Below are 18,701 nucleotides of genomic sequence, written 5' to 3' on the forward strand. Positions count from 1 at the left end.
GTCATTTCGTCATGGACGCTCAAGTCAGCGCTTTGCCCGAACCCACGAAAACTTCCCGGCGCAAACACGTACTGCGCGTGGGGCTGCTGACCCTGGCCGTGGTGGGCGGCGTCTGGTACGCCAGCCACTGGTGGCTGGTCAGCCGATTTATCGAGGACACCGACGATGCCTACGTGGGTGCGGACGTAACGGTGATCAGCGCCAAAGTGCCGGGCTATATCAGCGAAGTGGCCGTGCAGGACAACCAGTTCGTGCACGCCGGCGACGTACTGGCCCGCATTGATGTACGCGACTACCGCACCGCCCTGGCCAAGGCCGATGGCGCCGTGGCAGCGCAACAGGCCGCGCTCGCCAACCTCGACGCCACCGAACAATTGCAACTGGCAGTGATCAACCAGGCCAGGGCGCAGATCGACGCTACCGACGCCGAAGCCCAACGGGCCGGCGACGATCAGACGCGCTACCAGCACCTGGTACGCAGCCAGGCCGTGTCGGTGGAAAGTGCGCAACGGGTCAACGCCGTGTGGAAGACCGCCCGCGCCGATCACTCCCGGGCGCAAGCCGGGCTGATGGCGGCACGCCGGCAGATCGACGTGATCGAAACCCAACGCGGTCAGGCCCGCGCCGCACTGCAGCAGGCCCAAGCCGAACGCGACCAGGCACAACTGAACATCAGCTACACCGAACTGCGGGCCCCGGTGGACGGCTACGTGGGCAATCGCCGCGCCCGGGTCGGTGCCTACGCCGCGGCCGGCAGCCAGTTGATCTCGGTGGTGCCGGCAAAAGGGCTGTGGGTGGACGCCAATTTCAAGGAAGACCAACTGGGCCGCCTGCAGATTGGGCAAAGCGTGAGCATCCGCGCCGATATCCTCCCCGGCCGCGAATTCCACGGGCACATCGAGAGCCTCGCCCCCGCCACCGGCGCACAATTCAGTGTGCTGCCGCCGGAAAACGCCACCGGCAACTTCACCAAGATCGTGCAGCGCGTGCCGGTGCGCGTGCGGCTCGACAGCAATGACGCCGACTTTGGCGCCCTGCGCCCAGGCCTGTCGGTGATGGCAAAGGTCAACACCCGTGAGGCGTTCGAAGACCAGGCCAGCGCCCTCAAGGCCCAGCTATGAACAACCCGCTGCCCGCCCTCAGCACTGCGCAAAAGGTCGCAGCCTTCGCCACCATGTGCGTGGGCATGTTCATCGCCTTGATCGATATCCAGATCGTGTCCGCTTCCCTCAAGGACATCGGCGGCGGGCTGTCTGCCGGCGCGGACGATACGGCGTGGGTGCAGACCGCTTATCTGATCGCGGAGATCATCGTGATCCCCATGTCGGGATGGCTCTCGCGGGTAATGAGCACGCGCTGGCTGTTCGCGGCGTCGGCGGCCGGGTTTACCTTGACCAGCCTGTTGTGTGCCATGGCCTGGAACATCCAGAGCATGATCGCGTTTCGTGCCTTGCAGGGGTTCCTGGGAGGCTCGATGATCCCGTTGGTGTTCACCACCGCGTTCATGTACTTCAACGGCAAACAGCGGGTGATCGCCGCGTCCACCATCGGCGCCATCGCGTCCCTTGCGCCCACCCTGGGCCCCGCCGTGGGCGGCTGGATCACTGATATTTCTTCGTGGCACTGGCTGTTCTATATCAACCTGGTGCCTGGCCTGTTCGTGACATTAGCGGTGCCGATGCTGGTGAAAGTCGACCGCCCCAACCCATCGTTGCTCAAGGGCGCCGACTACATCGGCATGGGCCTGATGGCGGTGTTTCTCGGCTGCCTGGAATACACCCTCGAAGAAGGCCCGCGCTGGAACTGGTTCAGTGACAGCACCATCTCCACCACCGCCTGGATCGCCGCTATCAGTGGCGGACTGTTTATCTGGCGCTGCCTGGAAATCAAGGAACCGATTGTCGACCTGCGCGCCCTGCAGGACCGGAACTTCGCCCTGGGCTGCCTGTTTTCATTTATCACCGGCATCGGCATTTTCGCCACCATCTACCTCACGCCGCTGTTCCTCGGCCGGGTGCGCGGGTATGGCTCGCTGGATATCGGCCTGGCGGTGTTTTCCACGGGGGTGTTCCAGTTGCTGGCGATCCCGGTGTACGCGCTGCTGGCCAACCGCTTCGACCTGCGCTGGATCTTGATGTTTGGCTTGTCGCTGTTCGCCCTGTCGATGTGGGACTTCTCCCCCATCACCCACGACTGGGGTGCCAAGGAATTGCTGCTGCCCCAGGCCATACGCGGGTTTGCCCAACAAATGGCAGTGCCACCGGTGGTAACCCTGACCCTCGGCGCACTGGCCCCCGACCGGCTGAAACTCGCCTCCGGCCTGTTCAACCTGATGCGCAACCTCGGCGGCGCCATCGGCATCGCCGCCTGCGCCACGGTGCTCAACGACCGCACCAACCTGCACTTCCTGCGCCTGGCCGAGCACCTGAATATCCAGAACGAATCCATGAATGTCTGGCTTGACCAGCTTTCAGGCAATGCCCAACTGCTCGGGCAAAACAGCCTGGATGCCAACCAGTTTGCACTGCGTCAGCTATGGGCGCTGGCGTGGCGTGAGGCGCAGACGCTGACCTATGCCGATTCGTTCCTGATGATCATGGCGTGCTTCGTCGTCGCCGTGTTACTGGTGCCGTTGATGCGCAAGGTACAACCGCCGAAACAGCGATCCGCGGATGCCCATTGAATTTTACCCACAACAGCCGCCACCCATTTTTACCCTAGCCGACCAGCGATATCGTTCCGGCATAAATGGAGAAATATCAATGAATCTAGTCGATGAAGTTGCACCCGGCCTATCCGGACTTGAGACCCTGCAGGCGCTGATTTCTGCCGGGGGACGGCCACCGATTGGCGAATCTCTGGACTTCACTTTTGTCGAAGCCGGTGACGGCTGGGCGGTCTTCACAGGCACGCCCGGCCTGCATGCCTACAACCCGATCGGCACGATCCACGGAGGGTATGCTGCAACGCTACTCGACTCCGCATGTGGGTGCGCCGTTCACTCCAAGCTTTCAGCAACCCAGGCCTACACAACCCTTGAACTGAAAGTTTCATATTTGCGCCCCATTACCACTGAAACAGGCCCGCTCCGGGCCGAGGGTCGTGTCATCTCGGTGGGTCGGCGCGCAGCGTTTGCCGAGGCGACATTGAAAGGTGCCGACGAGCGCATCTACGCAAGCGCGACCTCCACGTTGTTAGTGATGGAACGCCCACAAAGTACAGAACGTACACCATCATCACGGCGCAATTAATCTAATCGGGAAATCGGGGGTGAAATCCCCCCGGGCCGTAGTGCTGCCCTAAATTTCGCATGACAGCTTCGGGATATGGCTGGCGCCGCGCCGGTTGAACCAGGACAGGTTCCACTGGCCCGGCATTCGCCATGGCTGCGAAGTGGAACTGGATACCGAGCAACACCACAACCCAAGGGAGAAACAACTCCCATGCCAGTGACTACGATACGTTTGCTTTCCAATGACATTGACTCACCTTATGCGAGCTTCGTCATGGCCCCGTTAATCGGGGCCATGATTGGCTGTTGTCTTCGCCAGACTTGAGAGAAGGGCACGCTCACCCTGGCGAATTCATGTCCCCCTCATTCAGGCAGGATGTGCGGGTATCGAGGGTTCCCCTGAAGTGTCTGGCTTGATCTTGAACCAAAGGGCATACATCGCTGGCAGGAACACCAGGGTCAGTACAGTCCCGGCGAACGTACCGCCAATCAGGGTGTAGGCAAGCGTTCCCCAGAACACCGAATGGGTCAGCGGAATGAACGCCAGCATGGCTGCCAGTGCGGTGAGAATCACCGGCCGTGCACGCTGCACAGTGGCTTCTACCACGGCGTCATAGGGAGACAGACCGGCCTGCTTATTGGAGTGAATCTGGCCAATGAGGATCAAGGTGTTGCGCATGAGAATCCCAGACAGGGCAATCAGCCCTACCAACGCGTTGATCCCGAACGGTTGCTGGAACAGCAACAGAATGGGTACCACGCCAATCAGTCCCAGAGGTGCGGTAGCGAACACCATCATCATTGCCGACATCGAACGCACCTGAAGAATGATGGTGAGCAACGTCAGTGCGATCATGATGGGGAACAACGGCAGCAACGCCCTGTTAGCCTTCCCCGACTCCTCGATCGCCCCTGCCAACTCAATGCGATAACCCTTAGGCAACTGTTCAATAAGCGGTTGCAGCTGCTTCATCACGGCGCTGGAAACATCTGGAGGCTGAAGACCTTCAGCCACATCGCCACGTACAGTGATGGTTGGGGTTCGATCACGACGCCGCAGGATGGGCTCTTCCATTCGGATCTCCACTGTCCCGACTTGAGACAACGACACCCTTTGGCCCTGCGCTCCGGTCAAGGTGAAGGCGTCGATTTTCGAGGGGTCCAAACGCGTGTCACCCGCTGAGCGTGCAATCACCTGGACCGAGCGAATGTCCTCGCGCACCTGGGTCACTGGTGCTCCGGTCAGCAGAAACTGAAGCTGCTGAGCAACATCTGCGGAGGTCAAACCAAATGCCTGCAGACGATCCTGATTCAGTGCCAGGTGAAGTGCCGGGGCACGCTCGCCCATGTCCGTATTGACGGTTCTCATCATGGGGCTGGCTTTCATCACCTCGCGCACTTGGCCGGCGATATCGCGTAGCACTTTCAGGTCCGGCCCCATGACGCGGAAGGCCACCGGATAAGGCGAATAAGGACCAAACACCAACTGGGTCACACGTACGCGTGCTTGAGGAGCCAGGCCATCAGCAACGGCTTGCCTCAGCCGGATCTTGAGCGCCTCACGCTCTTCCTGATTTGCCGTTAGCACGACAATTTTGGCAAAGGAAGGATCGGGCAACTCTGGCGCCATCGCCAAATAGAACCGTGGGGCGCCCTGCCCAATGTAGGCGGTGACTATTCGTGCTTCAGGCTGTTTCGCAACCCACGCCTCGACTTCGGATGCCGCTGCATCAGTTTGCTCGATGGATGTGCCATAAGGCATCTGCACCTCAACGAGTACCTCGGGGCGGTCTGATGTTGGGAAAAATTGCTTCTTCACCACGCTCATGCCGAGAATAGCGACAATGAACAAACCAACCACTGAGATCGCTACGAGCCCTTTACGGCGAATCACCACACCCAGTACGCGCCTGAAACGCAAGTAATTGGGCGTCCCGTAAATCGCGGCATGGCCGCCTTCAGGCACCTTGATCTGCGGTAGCAGTTTCACCCCCAGGTAAGGTGTGAACACCACTGCCACCACCCAGGAAGTGATCAGCGCAATGCCGACAATCCAAAACATGTTGGCGGTGTACTCACCTGCGGTTGATTTGGCGAAACCGTTAGGCATAAAGCCGATTGCAGTGACCAACGTGCCTGACAACATAGGGGCGGCGGTGTGACTCCAAGCATAGGCGGAGGCTTTGATGCGGTCATACCCCTCCTCCATCTTCACCACCATCATTTCAATGGCAATGATCGCATCGTCCACCAGTAGCCCCAGTGCCAGAATCAGCGACCCTAGCGTTATGCGGTCAAAGTCCTTACCTGTTGCGGCCATGACAATGAAAACTGCCGCCAGGGTCAACGGCACCGCCGCAGCGACGACGATGCCGACACGCCAACCCATGCTGAGAAAACATACCAGCAGAACCACACCCAGCGCCGCGAAAAACTTGATCATGAATTCGGTGACCGATGCATCTATGTTCACCGCCTGATCGGTGACCTTGCTCAATGTCATACCTAGCGGCAGTTGCTCGTTGATCGACGTTGTCTCGGCTTCAAGCGCCTTACCCAAATCGAGACCGTTCCAGCCGTCGCGCATCACAATACCGAGCAGCAAAGCGGGCTCACCATTGTTGCGCACCATGAACGTGGAGGGCTCCTCGTAACCGCGCTTGACCTCGGCCACATCGGACAATTTGAGGGTTCTACCCTGCACGGCCAGCGGCGTGTCGCGAATCTTCTGGAGGTCATCAAACGCACCATCGAGCCGGATGAACACCTGTGGTCCCTTGGCCTCGACTGAACCGGCCGACGTCATCATGTTTTGCGCGTTCAACGCGCTAAATATGTCTCGGGCGGAAATGCCCAATGTCGCCAGACGCTCGTATGACAGCTCGACATAAATGCGCTCGGACTGCTCACCAATGATATTGACCTTTTTCACACCCGCCACGTGCAGCAGGCGCTGACGCAAGGACTCGGCCTCGCGAACCAGCAGTCGTTGTGGCTCGCCCTTCGCCTTGAGCGCATAAAGGGCAAAGGTGACATCGGCATATTCGTCGTTGACGATCGGGCCGATGACTCCAGGCGGCAAACCCGCCTCTTCATCACGGAGCTTCTTGCGAGCTTGGTAAAACTCCTCGGGAACAGCGGAAGGTGGCGTGCTATCGAGCAAATAGACGGTAGTGAGAGCCACTCCCGGACGTGTGAAGGTCTCGGTCCGGTCATACCAACGCAATTCCTGCATGCGTTTTTCCAGCTTTTCAATCACCTGATCCTGCATCTCCTGAGCCGTCGCACCAGGCCATACCGTTACCACCGTCATCTGTTTGATGGTGAAGGCAGGATCTTCCGCGCGCCCTAGCTTGAAGAACGCATACAGCCCGCCTATGGATATCAGCAGGATCAAGAACAGCGTGATCGAACGCTCACGCACGGCCAATGCGGACAGGTTGAACCCGCTCATCGGCGCACCTCAGCCACCGCTGCCTGAGCGTTGCCTGCCACCTGAGCCCTGACCTGCTCGCCCTCGCTTAAAAGGTGAACGCCCAACGCGACAATACGATCATTGACATTGAGATGACCTGTCACACGTGCAGTTTCAGCATCACTCAAACCGAGAAACGTTACAGGGCGCCAGGTCACCTGCTCAGGCTCCCGACTCACCACCCATACACCCGGACCTTTACCCGCGTCATAGAGAGAGGCGACTGGCACCTGGACTTCACTATTGATGGCTGTTGGCGTGCCGCCGATGGCAACCGAAATGGTCGCCCCCAGTGTGGCATTGGCAAGTGCGCCCTCCAGCACGTAACGCGCCTCAAATGTGCGGGTCAACCTGTCAGCCGAATCGGACAGTTGGCGCAGATGCGCCTTCCCTTCATGCTGGTCCAATCCATAAAGCTGCGCCGTCGCCGAAGAGCCCAGAGCAGGACGTAGCGTTTCAGGTAATTGAATAACGGCCTCACGTTGTCCGGAATGGGCAACACGCACTACCACCTGGCCTGCAACTACTACCTGCCCCGGCTCCGCTAAGGTGTCTACAACAACGCCGTCGGAGTCGGCCAGCAAGGTTGAATAACCGGTGGAGTTTTTCGCCACATCAGCCTGGGCTTTGGCGGCATTCAGTTGAGCCTTGGCCGAGTCGGCGGCTGCTTTGATTCCTGCGTAGGCCGAAGCAGATACAGCACCGACAGACACCAGATCACGGTAGCGCAACTCGTCATCAGAGGCCTGTCGGGATCGAGCCATTGCAGCGAGCACCGCTTCTTGCTGCGCCCGCGCTGTCAGCGTCAGATCGTTCGCATCAATGCGCATAAGCGGCTGTCCACGCTTGACGCTCTGGCCGGTGTCCACGAGGCGTTCCGTCACCTTTCCGGGCACTCGAAAACCAAGGTCACTCTGAACCCGAGCCGCTACGACGCCGGTGTATAGGCGAGCTTCAGGTACAGAAGGCTGAACCAGGCTGACGCGAACCAAAGGAGCCTGGAGACGAGGATCAGGAGGCTGTGCCTCGCTGCATGCAGCCAAGGCAAACGGCAATAGACCGATGAACATAAATGAAGTGGAACGGCGCTGGATCATAGAGACCTCTTGGAAGCGGATGCGCCATGCTCATCCAAGTGACCAAATAAGTCAACAGTCACGAAACGAACAAATGAAAGCCGTCTGCTGATCAAGGTGAGATCAGCAGAGTCGGCCTTAAGTTACGGATACAAGGGAAGTGCGGAGGTGTACAGATCTGCCAGCCAGCGCTTTTTAAGGCATCAGGCTGCGCAGAATAAGGCTGGAAATGAGCCCAGGGGCCTCTTCAACGACGTCAAGGTTGTGCTGCAACAGCAAAGGGTTGATGTAGGGGCGTAGTGCGAGGTGAATCGACTCCACTGTCTCATCCAAAGGCGTCTTGCGCTCAAACTCTCCGAGTTCACGCCCCTCTCGTACAATTTGCAGTACGAAGTGTTTGATTCGCATGTCATAGACCTGCGAGCTGGGCCAGCGCTCCGACGCAGAGAACGCCGCGATGTCATACAGTTTTCGATCATTAAAAAACAGGTCAACCCCTTTGGTTATAAGGCTTTTGACCAATCGTCGAAATCGCTCCGTGGGTGAGATACCCACGGCATTGATAGCTTCCTCCACGGCCGCAATGATTTGCGACAGGCAATTGCTGCAAATGGCTTCACCAATCGCCTGCTTGGAGTCGAAGAACTTGTAGATATACGCCTTGGAAAAACCGATCGCTTTCGCGAGGTCGGAGACTGTTGTCTTGCTGTAACCGTATTGACTGAAATGTTCGTTGGCCGCCGCGACTATCTGGTCTCGGATTTCGTGTTCGGCAGGACCGCGAGTGCTGGACGAGGAAACGGATAATGGGTTCATGCGATTAGCTTACGCACCCGCAGGGCTGTTGACAACTTATGACCAAATCGTAATATGGTCACCAACCGATCATTTCAAAGGTGTCACATGCACCCTTTCCGTTTTGCCGTTTTGCTAAGTTTCGGTATGGTCACAGGCTGCTCGGTGGGCCCTGACTATTCGGAGCCCAAAGTAGAACTGCCCGCGCATTTTTCAGCGCATCCACCTACAACACGAACAGTTGACTCAACCTCCAGCGATCTTACCGTCTGGTGGAAGGCTTTCAATGACCCCGTTCTCAGCCAGTTAATCAATCGAGCCCTTGAGCAGAACCTCGATTTAGCTCAGGCAACCGCCAGGATCGAACAGGCTCACGCGGGCTTGGGAGCAGCTAATGCCGCTCTTTTGCCGTCGGCCACCGTCAGTGGCCAAGCGGCTAGAGCGCGACAATCCTTGGAAACACCGTTGGGCCAAGTGCTGAATTCAGATCCATCCTATAACCGCTACGGTAGTGCTTATGAGGCGAATCTCAATGCTGGCTGGGAACTTGATGTGTTTGGAGGATTACGTCGAGGCAAAGAAGCAGCCGTGGCCGACTACCAGGCGTCCCAAGCAGCAGCAGTTGCCACACGGCTAGCAGTGGTAGCGCAGACTGCTGACCTTTACATCAGCATCCGCGGCCTGCAAGCACGCCTGGAAATTGCCCGAAAGCAAGTAGAGACGCGACAACACCTGCTCGCCACCATCGAACATCTCTACGCCAAAGGACTGGCTGCTGAACTGCAGCTGAATCAGACTCAAGGATCGTTGAACCAAGCGCAAGCAACGGTGCCAGTACTGCAGGCTGGCCTTGATTCGGCAATGAACGCTATGGATGTCATCTTGGGTAAGCCACCGGGTACTTATACTGCGCAGTTGGCTCAATCGACACACATCCCGGATGTACCACAATTCGCCAGCCTGGGCTCTCCAGCGGACCTCCTGCGCCGACGTCCAGATTTGATCGTCGCAGAGCGCCGGCTGGCGGCATCAAACGCTCGCATCGGCGAAGCCATTTCCGAGTACTACCCCAAGTTTTCCGTAGGCGCGCTGATAGGCAGCGCGACGTCGGTCTCCAGCGGAAATCTTTTCTCCAACGATGCCAGTCAGGCATCGGCGGTATTGGGACTACGCTGGAGGCTGTTCGACTTTGGCCGTATTAACGCTCAGATTGACTTGGCCAAGGGGCAAGAAGCTGAAGCGTTAGCCGCCTATCGCCAGTCAGTGCTACGGGCCTCCGAGGATGTCGAAACCGCTTTTTCCGCGCTGATCAACCGCGAGCAGCAGCTTAAACAGCTTGCGCAGGGTGAAATTGCTTTTACAAAAGCCCGAGACAGATCATTCACCGCCTACGAAAAAGGCGTGGTGAGCCTGATCGAAGTACTGGGTGCCGATGAGAACTTGTTAGCCGCATCTGATGGCAGAGCACAAGCCCAAACGGAATCGGCTCGAGCTGCGGTGGCCACATTCAAAGCATTGGGTGGCGGTTGGCAACACGAGTCACAAGACCCGCGATTTCTCTCGAGTGCCCAATAACAGTCGAATACCTCACGAAACGGTTCATCCCACTTTACGGCCTTAACTGGCCGTTTTTTTCTGGAGAAATGAACTCGGGGTCAAATGCAGATGTTCCTGAGGTACTGACGCAGTGGGAAGATGCTCATTCCCCTGCATGTCTGCTGGTGGACGGCAAGCCAGGTGCTCACCCAGAAGAATCAGCCTCGCCATCCATAGACCGGTAAAGAGCGTTCCCTTCTGGGTGAGCGCGGAAAAGATACTCCCGACTGACAATCATTATCAATAATTTCCGATTAGCCGCTGAGTGCGCAGGGGAAGCGGACCGTGGATTTGCAGTAGTCGCTGATGAAGTTACCTCCAGGGGTTCAGACCCAACCCTATCTCCCACTGCCCAGGGCGTGAACCTGCATAACCCTGGGAATCGGAACATCGAGGCCGTGCGATACACGCGGTCCTGAAGACAAAATGCATTAACCAACGTTGTACACTCATCGTGTGTAGCCGGAACCCAAGCGTAAAGCCATGACGCCATTCCCTACGCCCCCTGGTTGATCGGCGGCGCTTTGTGCCGTCCGACGTGGTAAATCCTACTGATCGGAGCATCACCATGAACCCGAGTACAACCGCCCTTGTGTTGATTGAATTCCAGAATGACTTCACCACCCCGGGTGGGGTCTTCCACGACGCCGTCAAAGACGTCATGCATGCCACCGACATGCTTGCCAACACCGCCACCACGGTGCAACAAGCGCGCAAACTCGGCGTGAAGATCATCCACCTGCCCATCCAGTTTGCCGACGGTTATCCAGAGCTGACCCTGCGCTCCTACGGGATTCTCAAAGGCGTGGCAGATGGCAGCGCCTTCCGCGCCGGCAGCTGGGGCGCCGAAATCACCGATGCACTGACCCATGAATCAAGCGACATCGTGGTCGAAGGCAAGCGTGGGCTGGACGGTTTCGCCACCACTGGCCTGGACCTGGTGCTGCGCAACAATGGCATCCAGCATCTGGTGGTGGCGGGTTTTCTCACCAACTGTTGCGTTGAAGGCACCGTCCGGACCGGCTATGAAAAGGGCTATGAGGTGGTGACACTGACCGATTGCACAGCGACCTTCACCGATGAACAACAACACGCCGCCGAGCAATTTACCTTGCCGATGTTTTCGCAAACGCTGAAGCACACACAGTTCCTGGCCGCGTTGAACGCCAAATAACCCAAAAATGCCCAGCGCGAAGGGTTGCCCGTCGTGATGCGGCGGGTAATCCGGCGAGCTTGGCAATCATTGGCAGGCCCGCATCGAACGACGCCGTTGCCGGTTCCGAGTGCAGAGGCGCTGGCCAGTTTCGATTCTTGGTTTGAAATCATAGAGCAGCTGCAGCAACAAATTTCAGAACTCGACGTTCGCTGGAATTAGCGCCTCACTCTTTCGTTCCACCCCTCCCCCTCCCCCTTCAAAGTCAGCCGCTATAGCGGCAAGGACGAGTGTTGCCGTGAGCATCATCGACGACGTAATGACCGACAAGATCACCCTGCACGGCCTGGACTTTGTGCAGGTTCAGCTGGAAGGCGGCCAGCGCCTCCACGTCTGGCACCCTGAGTTGCCCCGCCGCGCATGCGAGGGAGATTTGACGCGGCAAGGATGAAGGCCTGCATGGAAAAATCTGCCTTTCAGATGCGCGACACGCGCGCAAAAACTGCAACAGACAAGAAGGAATCGACAGGCAGCAGTCGGGATGCACGAGATCAGTTGGGTATACAACTGTCAGCATGACATAGAAATATAACCTATTGTTTTATATGGCATTTAAACCAAAAAGATCAGCGACAGGGTATCCGCCAGAGTCGAGAGCCTTGCGCGAGTTACTCACGTCTAGCGCCAATCCAGATTGTGAAACAGTTCGTCCTCCTGATCAAAGTGCAGGCGCACGAGGGTGTCCAGGCGAATCAGCTGATGCTGAATCTCGTCAGCAGGTGCCGTCGCGGGGTCGGAACTGAAGTCGCTGCTCATGCGCGCGAGTAAATGGATAAGGCGAAAGATCTCTCGGTGAGCATGGCTCATCGCTGACATGGGGTCCTCGCCCGGCATGCTCAGCGTCAGCAGCGGGTAGAGTGTGTCTTCGTCGTTGTGTTCGTGCTGCGCCAGTACTGTTTGCAGCTTGTCGACCAGCGCCACCAGGTCGCTCCGTGCTTGCGCAACTGGACGCTGGGCAAAGTCATTGGCCATTTGGTGCAGATCATTCAATACGGCAGTGAGTTGTTGATGCTCATCATGCAGGCGATCGATATGCTCAGCGGTGAGCGTTTGTTTCCTCCTTCCCCACCACGGCCCCAGTGCCCGCAGGGCATTGAGGATGATCACCACGTCTATGCCCTCCTGCACCATGGCGCCGATCAGCGGCTGCAGGTAACCCGAGGCTGCCACGGTCATGGCCAGCAATGACAACCCCATGCCGACCAGCACTCCCTGGCGCGCGATGTAACGGGTGCGCCGGGCGATGTCCAGTGCCTCGACCAGACGATCCAGTCGATCCACCAGCAGCACAACACCAGCGGCTTGTGCAGAAGCGGTGGCGCCGCTGGCTCCGATTGCCACACCGACATCAGCCGCCGCCAGCGCCGGTGCGTCATTGATGCCATCGCCGACCATCAGCGTGCTGGCGTGCTGGCCACCCTGCTGTAGCGCCCGCACTTTATCTTCAGGGGTCAACCCGGCACGCAACTCGTCAATCCCGGCAGACAGCGCAATCATCTCGGCAGTTTCCAGGCGATCCCCGGTGAGCATGACGATCTTTTCGATGCCTCTGTTGCGCAGTCGACGCAGCGTCTGTGGCGTTTCGCGCCGAATGTTGTCCGAGAAAACAAACAGGCCCGCGAGTTTCCCCTCCACGTCGATGAAGCTTCCGCTGCACGCCAGGTGGTCCATGCGGCGCAGCATGGCTACGACCCAGCCGGTTGCCTCGGCGTCTTTGTGCGCAAAAGACAAAGTACCAAAGCGCACCTGCATGCCATCGACGCACCCACAAAGCCCCGCGCCCGGGCTTTCTTCCACGCCCTGCGGGACGCTGAGCGACAACTGCCCCTGATGGGCTGCTTCAACAATTGCCTGGCAGATAGGATGTGTCGAGGCCTGCGCCAGAGACGCGGCCAGGCCAAGCAAGCGTTGCGGATCGTGCAGTCCGTTGACCTCGATCGACTGCAGACGAGCATGGCCGCTGGTCAGAGTACCGGTCTTGTCGAGAAAAACCTGCTTGACCGTGGCCAGTGCTTCCAAGGTCGCGCCATCCTTGATCAGGATCCCGCGTTGCGCTGCCCTTGAAATACCCGAGATAAACGCAATCGGTACCGCCAGAATCAAAGGGCAAGGTGTCGCCACCACCAGAACAGCCAACGCTCGCAAAGGATCGCCGCTCAGTTGCCAGGCCAACCCGGCAATCAACAATGTCAGCGGGATAAAGAACACTGCATAACGGTCAGCCATGCGCACGAAAGGAGCGCGTGAACGGCGCGCTGACTCGGCCATCCGCACGATGCCGGCATAGGTGCTCTGCGCAGCTGTTCGCGTGGAAATCAGCAAGATCGGCGCGCCGACGTTGGAAACACCGCTGTGCAGCAGCTCACCCTCTCGACGGGTGACGGGCAACGACTCACCACTGAGCGCCGATTCGTCCAGAACGGCCGTCGAACTCAGCAAGCGACCATCGACCGGTATCACCTCCCCCAACCGCACCAGCAATGTCTGATTCAGCGTGACCTGCTCGATGGGGATCTTGCGCAGGCTGCCGCCCTCCTGCAACCAGGCAAAGTGTGGCGCGCGGTCGATGAGCGCACGCAACTCACGGTCAGCGCGTTGCTTGGTGAAGTACTCCAGGGCTCGTCCGGTCGCCAGCATCAAGGCGATCACCGCGGACACCAGTGCCTGCCCGAAAAACAGCGCCGAGGTGATGGACAGCAACGCAATCAGGTCCACACCGGCCTCGCGCCGGGCAAGACGCCCCACAATCTCGATGAGCAGCACCGCAACCATCACCAGGCTGCCTGCGGCCCAACACATAGATGCCCAATCAGGCTGCTGCGCGACATGCGCAATGCCCCCGGCCGCCAGCGTCAGTGCCGTGAGCAGCAATAGGAGGGGATCCAGCCACTTAGCGAGCATGGAAGTGAGTTCCTCAAAAAGCGATTTGACCACCTCTGCCGTCACAACAAGGCCGAGCCAGGCCACGAGCAAGCACCTGGTCATGACGTTCCCGCTGTCGGTCCTCGCCTGCAAAGCGCAGCCGTTCGAATAAAATAGCTGGGTTTATCCAGTATTTGCGCTGACATTTATCACATAAACAGCGGGCGATTAACGGCGTGCGCCCCCTGGACCCTTTTTGATTTAGCTCAATATCTGTCGATCGCTCAGGCGTAAAAACAACAACGGATAGAACGAGCAAAGAGTCACTTGTGGCGAGCGTGCTAGCCATAATGCCGTTCAGTTAAGCGTACATCGCCTTCTGTAGGAGCGAGGGGGACGCCTAGTTCTTGCTCGCGAAAAACGTCAACGATAACGCGTGTTTCCTGAGTGAACGCGGCGCCTGTGAGTTCTTCGCGAGCAAGCTCGCTCCTACAAAAAAAGCCTTAACTGAACGGCATTAGGGCTAGCCACAGTTACAGTGTTCGTCATCAACTGACCGGCATCAGGTTGTTGTGCCCCGTGTTTTTTTAATTGAGAAAAGGACACCATCATGAATGACTTAAGTTTGCGAAATACCATTTTGGATGAGCTGGATTTTCAGCCCGATATCGACGCTGCCCACATTGGCGTAAGCGTGGACAACGGTGTCGTCACACTCTCAGGCTACGTGAAAAGCTACGCCCAGAAGATCAGTGCCGAGCGTGCGGTCAAAACTGTCAAAGGCGTACGCGCAGTGGCTGAAGAACTCCAGGTCCGGCTGAACAAAGACGCCGGCACAGAAGATGACGCCATCGCAAAACGCGCCTTGAACATCATCTCGTGGCGATCCGATACACCCGAAGGCGACATCAAGGTGATCGTGCAAAAAGGATGGGTGATCCTTGAAGGCCAGGTGGATTGGCAGTATCAGAAGGAAACCGCCGAGAGTGCCGTGCGCAAACTGTCCGGTGTGGTGGGCATAGACAATCGCCTCACCCTGCGCACGAGAGTCAAGGTCACGGATATTCAGCAGAGCATCGAAGAGGCACTCAAACGCAATGCAGAAGTCGATGCCAAGGGCATACAAATCAAGGTCGTAGGCGGTGTGGTCAAGCTCGAAGGCAAGGTGCATTTCTGGCGCGAACGTCAGATTGCGGAACGGGCCGCCTGGTCGGTGCCAGGTGTCAGTAAGGTGGAGGATTATTTGCTGATCGCCTGAATCAATGCCCCAAGGGTTAGGGAAAGGAGAAGGCAATGACGATCCTACTGGCAACCCAGCGGTTACGCCTGTATGACAGCAATGAGCTTGATAATGTGTTGCAGGCGATGGCGCGTAAGGCCACCCACTTGCTGCCAGCCTCGCACACGGCACTGATTGGCCTCCAACGCCGGGGCGAGCCTTTGGCTCAACGGTTGCGCCAGTGCATTGCGCGTCAGACCGGTCAACCGGAACTCCCTCTTTTCCCCCTTCAGGTCAAGCGTTACACCGATGACCTGCAAGTGCTGCATACCTACACGCAATTGATCGAGAACCCAGGCCTGGGCAACCTGGACGTTGCCAACACGACGTTCCTGGTTGTCGATGACGTGCTGTTTGAAGGTCATTCGCTGCTGCGTACTTGCGCCTATCTGGCACAACTGGGTGCTTGTCGGGTCTACACGGCGGTGCTGGTCGACCGACATGTCTGTCAGCAGCCGATCCGGGCCGACATTGTCGGCGTGCACCTGCAAGTCGCCGCCGATGACGTCGTCGAGTGCAACGTGCCGCCTTTCGAACAGGCGTTTTGCATCGAGGTGGTTCGGCATGGCGCTGCCCATCGGCGCTAGCTGATGGGGGTGTTATCTACGCAGGGTCGAAACCGCGATTACAGCGCTATTGCCGATGGTGCGAAAGCCGCCCTCTTCAACCGTCGGGAATCGCCCGACTGATTTGCAAGCGTTTTTCCGCAGCCAGGACGTGCCGAATCGTGGCGAGCACGGCGTCTGGACTGAGGCTCATCGAGTTGATGCCAATCTCCACTAGATATTCGGCCATCTCGGGATAATCCGACGGAGCCTGTCCACAGATTCCCGAGTGTCGAGTGTTACGCCTGGCGCCTTCTACCGCCAGGCGAATCATCTGTTTTACCCCTGGGTCGCGCTCATCGAAATCGAAAGCGACGACTTCCGAATCACGGTCCACGCCGAGTACCAATTGAGTCAGGTCGTTAGAGCCGATGGAGAAGCCGTCGAACAACTGGGCGAATGCATCGATCTGGATGACGTTGTTGGGTATTTCGCACATGATGTAGATCTCCAGCCCGTTTTCTCCGCGCTGCAGACCATGGCTGGCCATTGCCGCCAATACCTTTTCACCCTCCTTCACGGTGCGACAAAAAGGGATCATCAACTTGATGTTGGTGAGGCCTATGTGTTCACGCGCCCATTTCATGGCCGCGCACTCCAGCGCAAACCCTTCGGCATAGGCAGGATGGCTGTATCGGGACGCCCCCCGAAATCCGAGCATTGGATTATGCTCTTCCGGCTCAAAATACTGCCCGCCCAGCAGGGTTGCATATTCATTGCTTTTGAAGTCGCTCATGCGTACGACGCAAGGCTTTGGATACACCGCCGCGGCAATCGTGGCGACGCCTTCTGCCAAGGTCTTGATAAAAAAATCCGTCGGGTCTTGATAGGCCATACTCAGCACCGCGATTGTTTCACGGGTGGCGTCATCCAGCTTTTCCGGGTGAGCAAGGGCCATTGGATGGACCTTGATGTATTCATTGATGATGAATTCCATACGCGCCAGGCCGATGCCATCTACCGGCAGGGAGGCGAGGCTGAAGGCCTGGTCGGGGTTAGCCAGGTTCATCATGATCTTGGTCGCGGGGCGTCCCAATTGGCTGAGGTCCGTCTCCTGGACATCGAAATCCAGTTCACCGTCATACACAATCCCGCTTTCGCCTTCAGCGCAACTGATAGTCAGCGACGCTCCGGTGTGGATGACCTCTGCCGCGTTCACTGCCCCCACGATCGCAGGAATACCCAACTCACGCGATACGATGGCGGCATGACAGGTACGTCCGCCCCCGCTTGTCACAACCGCCGCAGCGGTCTTGATGACGGGCTCCCAATCCGGCGTGGTGTTATCCGAAACCAGCACTTCGCCAGGCTTGAACTCGCTGAGCTGTTTGACATCGTTGATCACGCGGGCCTTTCCCGCGCCAATCTTGGTGCCGACCGCCTTGCCCTTCAGCAGCACTGTCGATCGTTGCTTGAGCTGATAAATGCGCAGCACGTTGCTGTTTTCTTGGGAGGCCACCGTTTCAGGACGTGCCTGTACCAAATATAACTGGCCGTCGACGCCATCCTTCGCCCACTCCATATCCATGGGTCTGTAAAAACCGGCTTTGCTCGAGTAGTGGTTTTCAACCTTGATGGCATAGTCGGCCAACTGCATGACGTCCTCGTCAGAGAGGCAGAAACGGGCTTGTTGTTCGGTGGATGTATCGGTATTCACGGTGTATTCCAGCGCAATATTTCCGGTATTGAGGGTCTCGGCAAACACCATCTTCTTTTCTTTGCTGCCCAGACTGCGCTTGAGCACGGCGCGGTAGCCGGCGATGAAGCTGGGTTTGTGCACGTAGAAACTGTCGGGCGCGACCGTGCCCTGTACGACATTCTCCCCAAGCCCCCAGGCAGCGTTGATGAACACGACATCCTTGAAACCCGTTTCCATATCCAGGGAAAACATTACCCCGCTGGCACCGAGATCGCTGCGCACCATTTTCATGACGACAACGGCGAGACAGACCTTGAAGCAATCAAAGCCGTGGTCATATTTGTAATGGATAGACCGATCGGTAAAGTTCGACGCCAGGCAACGCTTGTAGGCATCAAGCAGCGCCTCTTCACTGGCGATGTTCAGATAGGTGTCGTTCTGCCCGGCGAACGAGGCCAGTGGAGAGTCTTCGGCGGTCGCCGAGGAGCGCACGGCCAGTGAAATGCTGTCACCGTATTCGTGTTTGAGTTGTGCGTAGCTTTGCCGTATTGCCGCCTGCAGGTCTTCCGGCAGCGTACAGTCATATACGATCGCCCTTGCCTTCTGCCCACGGGCTTGTAAATCCTTGATGTCATTGGCATCGAGACCGTCAAGTGCCTCGTGCAGCCGCGCCCAGGCCTTATTGTGCTCAAGGACATACCGATACGCTTGTGAGGTAATGGCGAACCCATTGGGTACCCGTACGCCCTCACCGGTCAGCTGCTGGTACATCTCGCCCAGCGAGGCGTTCTTGCCGCCGACCTGCGCGACATCGTCGAGGCCCAACTCCTTGAACCAACGAATATATGGCTGTGAGTGCGTCACGACGCCTCTCCTCCATTGAGTGAGGTGACCCGCGGCGGCATTTGGGACTGCAGGGCCCGTGGCAA

Annotated in this window: 13 protein-coding genes; 8 read left to right on the forward strand and 5 right to left on the reverse strand. The window is 57.9% G+C overall.

Annotated features, from left to right (window positions below; all coding sequences use genetic code 11):
* The first annotated feature begins 11 nt into the window (after positions 1-11).
* From AB7933_RS18605 to AB7933_RS18615, 3 genes are all read left to right on the forward strand, one after another.
* Positions 12-1,121 carry an HlyD family secretion protein gene (locus tag AB7933_RS18605; RefSeq protein ID WP_024075686.1) on the forward strand — a complete coding sequence of 370 codons (1,110 nt, stop codon included), beginning with the start codon at positions 12-14 and terminating at the stop codon, positions 1,119-1,121.
* Positions 1,118-2,683 (forward strand): DHA2 family efflux MFS transporter permease subunit, encoded by a 1,566-nt coding sequence (locus tag AB7933_RS18610; RefSeq protein ID WP_024075687.1) that lies wholly within the window; start codon positions 1,118-1,120, stop codon positions 2,681-2,683. The genes AB7933_RS18605 and AB7933_RS18610 overlap by 4 nt, the downstream gene beginning before the upstream one ends.
* 79 nt (positions 2,684-2,762) lie before the next feature.
* Positions 2,763-3,251, forward strand: a complete 489-nt coding sequence (locus tag AB7933_RS18615) for a PaaI family thioesterase (protein WP_024075688.1) — start codon at positions 2,763-2,765, stop codon at positions 3,249-3,251.
* A gap of 348 nt (positions 3,252-3,599) precedes the next feature.
* Here the strand turns inward: AB7933_RS18615 and AB7933_RS18620 are convergent, their stop codons facing one another.
* The 3 genes from AB7933_RS18620 to AB7933_RS18630 form a co-directional block, all read right to left on the reverse strand.
* Positions 3,600-6,686, reverse strand: coding sequence for an efflux RND transporter permease subunit (locus AB7933_RS18620; protein ID WP_024075689.1), 3,087 nt, complete (start codon positions 6,684-6,686; stop codon positions 3,600-3,602).
* Positions 6,683-7,804 (reverse strand): efflux RND transporter periplasmic adaptor subunit, encoded by a 1,122-nt coding sequence (locus AB7933_RS18625; protein WP_024075690.1) that lies wholly within the window; start codon positions 7,802-7,804, stop codon positions 6,683-6,685. Before AB7933_RS18625 ends, AB7933_RS18620 begins: the two co-directional genes overlap by 4 nt.
* Positions 7,805-7,978: 174 nt before the next feature.
* Positions 7,979-8,599, reverse strand: a complete 621-nt coding sequence (locus AB7933_RS18630; RefSeq protein ID WP_024075691.1) for a TetR/AcrR family transcriptional regulator — start codon at positions 8,597-8,599, stop codon at positions 7,979-7,981.
* A gap of 87 nt (positions 8,600-8,686) precedes the next feature.
* Here AB7933_RS18630 and AB7933_RS18635 point away from each other — a divergent pair, with 87 nt between their 5' ends.
* The 3 genes from AB7933_RS18635 to AB7933_RS18645 all read left to right on the forward strand — a co-directional run bounded on the left by AB7933_RS18635 (position 8,687) and on the right by AB7933_RS18645 (position 11,778).
* Positions 8,687-10,153, forward strand: a complete 1,467-nt coding sequence (locus AB7933_RS18635; RefSeq protein ID WP_024075692.1) for an efflux transporter outer membrane subunit — start codon at positions 8,687-8,689, stop codon at positions 10,151-10,153.
* 589 nt (positions 10,154-10,742) lie between these two features.
* A complete protein-coding gene (locus AB7933_RS18640) occupies positions 10,743-11,348 on the forward strand; it encodes a cysteine hydrolase family protein (protein WP_024075693.1) in 606 nt (201 codons plus the stop codon).
* 277 nt (positions 11,349-11,625) lie between these two features.
* Positions 11,626-11,778 (forward strand): hypothetical protein, encoded by a 153-nt coding sequence (locus AB7933_RS18645; RefSeq protein WP_024075694.1) that lies wholly within the window; start codon positions 11,626-11,628, stop codon positions 11,776-11,778.
* 227 nt (positions 11,779-12,005) lie between these two features.
* On the opposite strand, the gene AB7933_RS18650 is transcribed toward AB7933_RS18645, so the two are convergent.
* Entirely contained in the window at positions 12,006-14,288 is a 2,283-nt protein-coding gene (locus tag AB7933_RS18650) for a heavy metal translocating P-type ATPase (protein ID WP_375156346.1), read from the reverse strand.
* 571 nt (positions 14,289-14,859) lie between these two features.
* Between AB7933_RS18650 and AB7933_RS18655 the strand changes: the two genes are divergently transcribed.
* Both AB7933_RS18655 and AB7933_RS18660 read left to right on the forward strand, forming a co-directional pair.
* A complete protein-coding gene (locus AB7933_RS18655; protein ID WP_024075697.1) occupies positions 14,860-15,507 on the forward strand; it encodes a BON domain-containing protein in 648 nt (215 codons plus the stop codon).
* Positions 15,508-15,542: 35 nt separating this feature from the next.
* A complete protein-coding gene (locus tag AB7933_RS18660; protein ID WP_024075698.1) occupies positions 15,543-16,115 on the forward strand; it encodes a phosphoribosyltransferase family protein in 573 nt (190 codons plus the stop codon).
* A 76-nt stretch (positions 16,116-16,191) separates the two neighbouring features.
* Here the strand turns inward: AB7933_RS18660 and ppsA are convergent, their stop codons facing one another.
* Complete coding sequence (ppsA, locus tag AB7933_RS18665; RefSeq protein WP_024075699.1) at positions 16,192-18,636, reverse strand: phosphoenolpyruvate synthase; 2,445 nt, start codon at positions 18,634-18,636, stop codon at positions 16,192-16,194.
* Between the last annotated feature and the right edge of the window lie 65 nt (positions 18,637-18,701).

Source organism: Pseudomonas gorinensis (genome assembly GCF_042015035.1).
GTDB lineage: Bacteria > Pseudomonadota > Gammaproteobacteria > Pseudomonadales > Pseudomonadaceae > Aquipseudomonas > Aquipseudomonas gorinensis.

Excerpts from the sequence above, each read along its gene's own strand:
- AB7933_RS18605 (WP_024075686.1), top strand. The coding sequence starts at position 12 with ATGGACGCTCAAGTCAGCGCTTTGCCCGAACCCACGAAAACTTCCCGG.
- AB7933_RS18610 (WP_024075687.1), top strand. The coding sequence starts at position 1,118 with ATGAACAACCCGCTGCCCGCCCTCAGCACTGCGCAAAAGGTCGCAGCC.
- AB7933_RS18615 (WP_024075688.1), top strand. The coding sequence starts at position 2,763 with ATGAATCTAGTCGATGAAGTTGCACCCGGCCTATCCGGACTTGAGACC.
- AB7933_RS18620 (WP_024075689.1), bottom strand. The coding sequence starts at position 6,686 with ATGAGCGGGTTCAACCTGTCCGCATTGGCCGTGCGTGAGCGTTCGATC.
- AB7933_RS18625 (WP_024075690.1), bottom strand. The coding sequence starts at position 7,804 with ATGATCCAGCGCCGTTCCACTTCATTTATGTTCATCGGTCTATTGCCG.
- AB7933_RS18630 (WP_024075691.1), bottom strand. The coding sequence starts at position 8,599 with ATGAACCCATTATCCGTTTCCTCGTCCAGCACTCGCGGTCCTGCCGAA.
- AB7933_RS18635 (WP_024075692.1), top strand. The coding sequence starts at position 8,687 with ATGCACCCTTTCCGTTTTGCCGTTTTGCTAAGTTTCGGTATGGTCACA.
- AB7933_RS18640 (WP_024075693.1), top strand. The coding sequence starts at position 10,743 with ATGAACCCGAGTACAACCGCCCTTGTGTTGATTGAATTCCAGAATGAC.
- AB7933_RS18650 (WP_375156346.1), bottom strand. The coding sequence starts at position 14,288 with ATGCTCGCTAAGTGGCTGGATCCCCTCCTATTGCTGCTCACGGCACTG.
- AB7933_RS18655 (WP_024075697.1), top strand. The coding sequence starts at position 14,860 with ATGAATGACTTAAGTTTGCGAAATACCATTTTGGATGAGCTGGATTTT.
- AB7933_RS18660 (WP_024075698.1), top strand. The coding sequence starts at position 15,543 with ATGACGATCCTACTGGCAACCCAGCGGTTACGCCTGTATGACAGCAAT.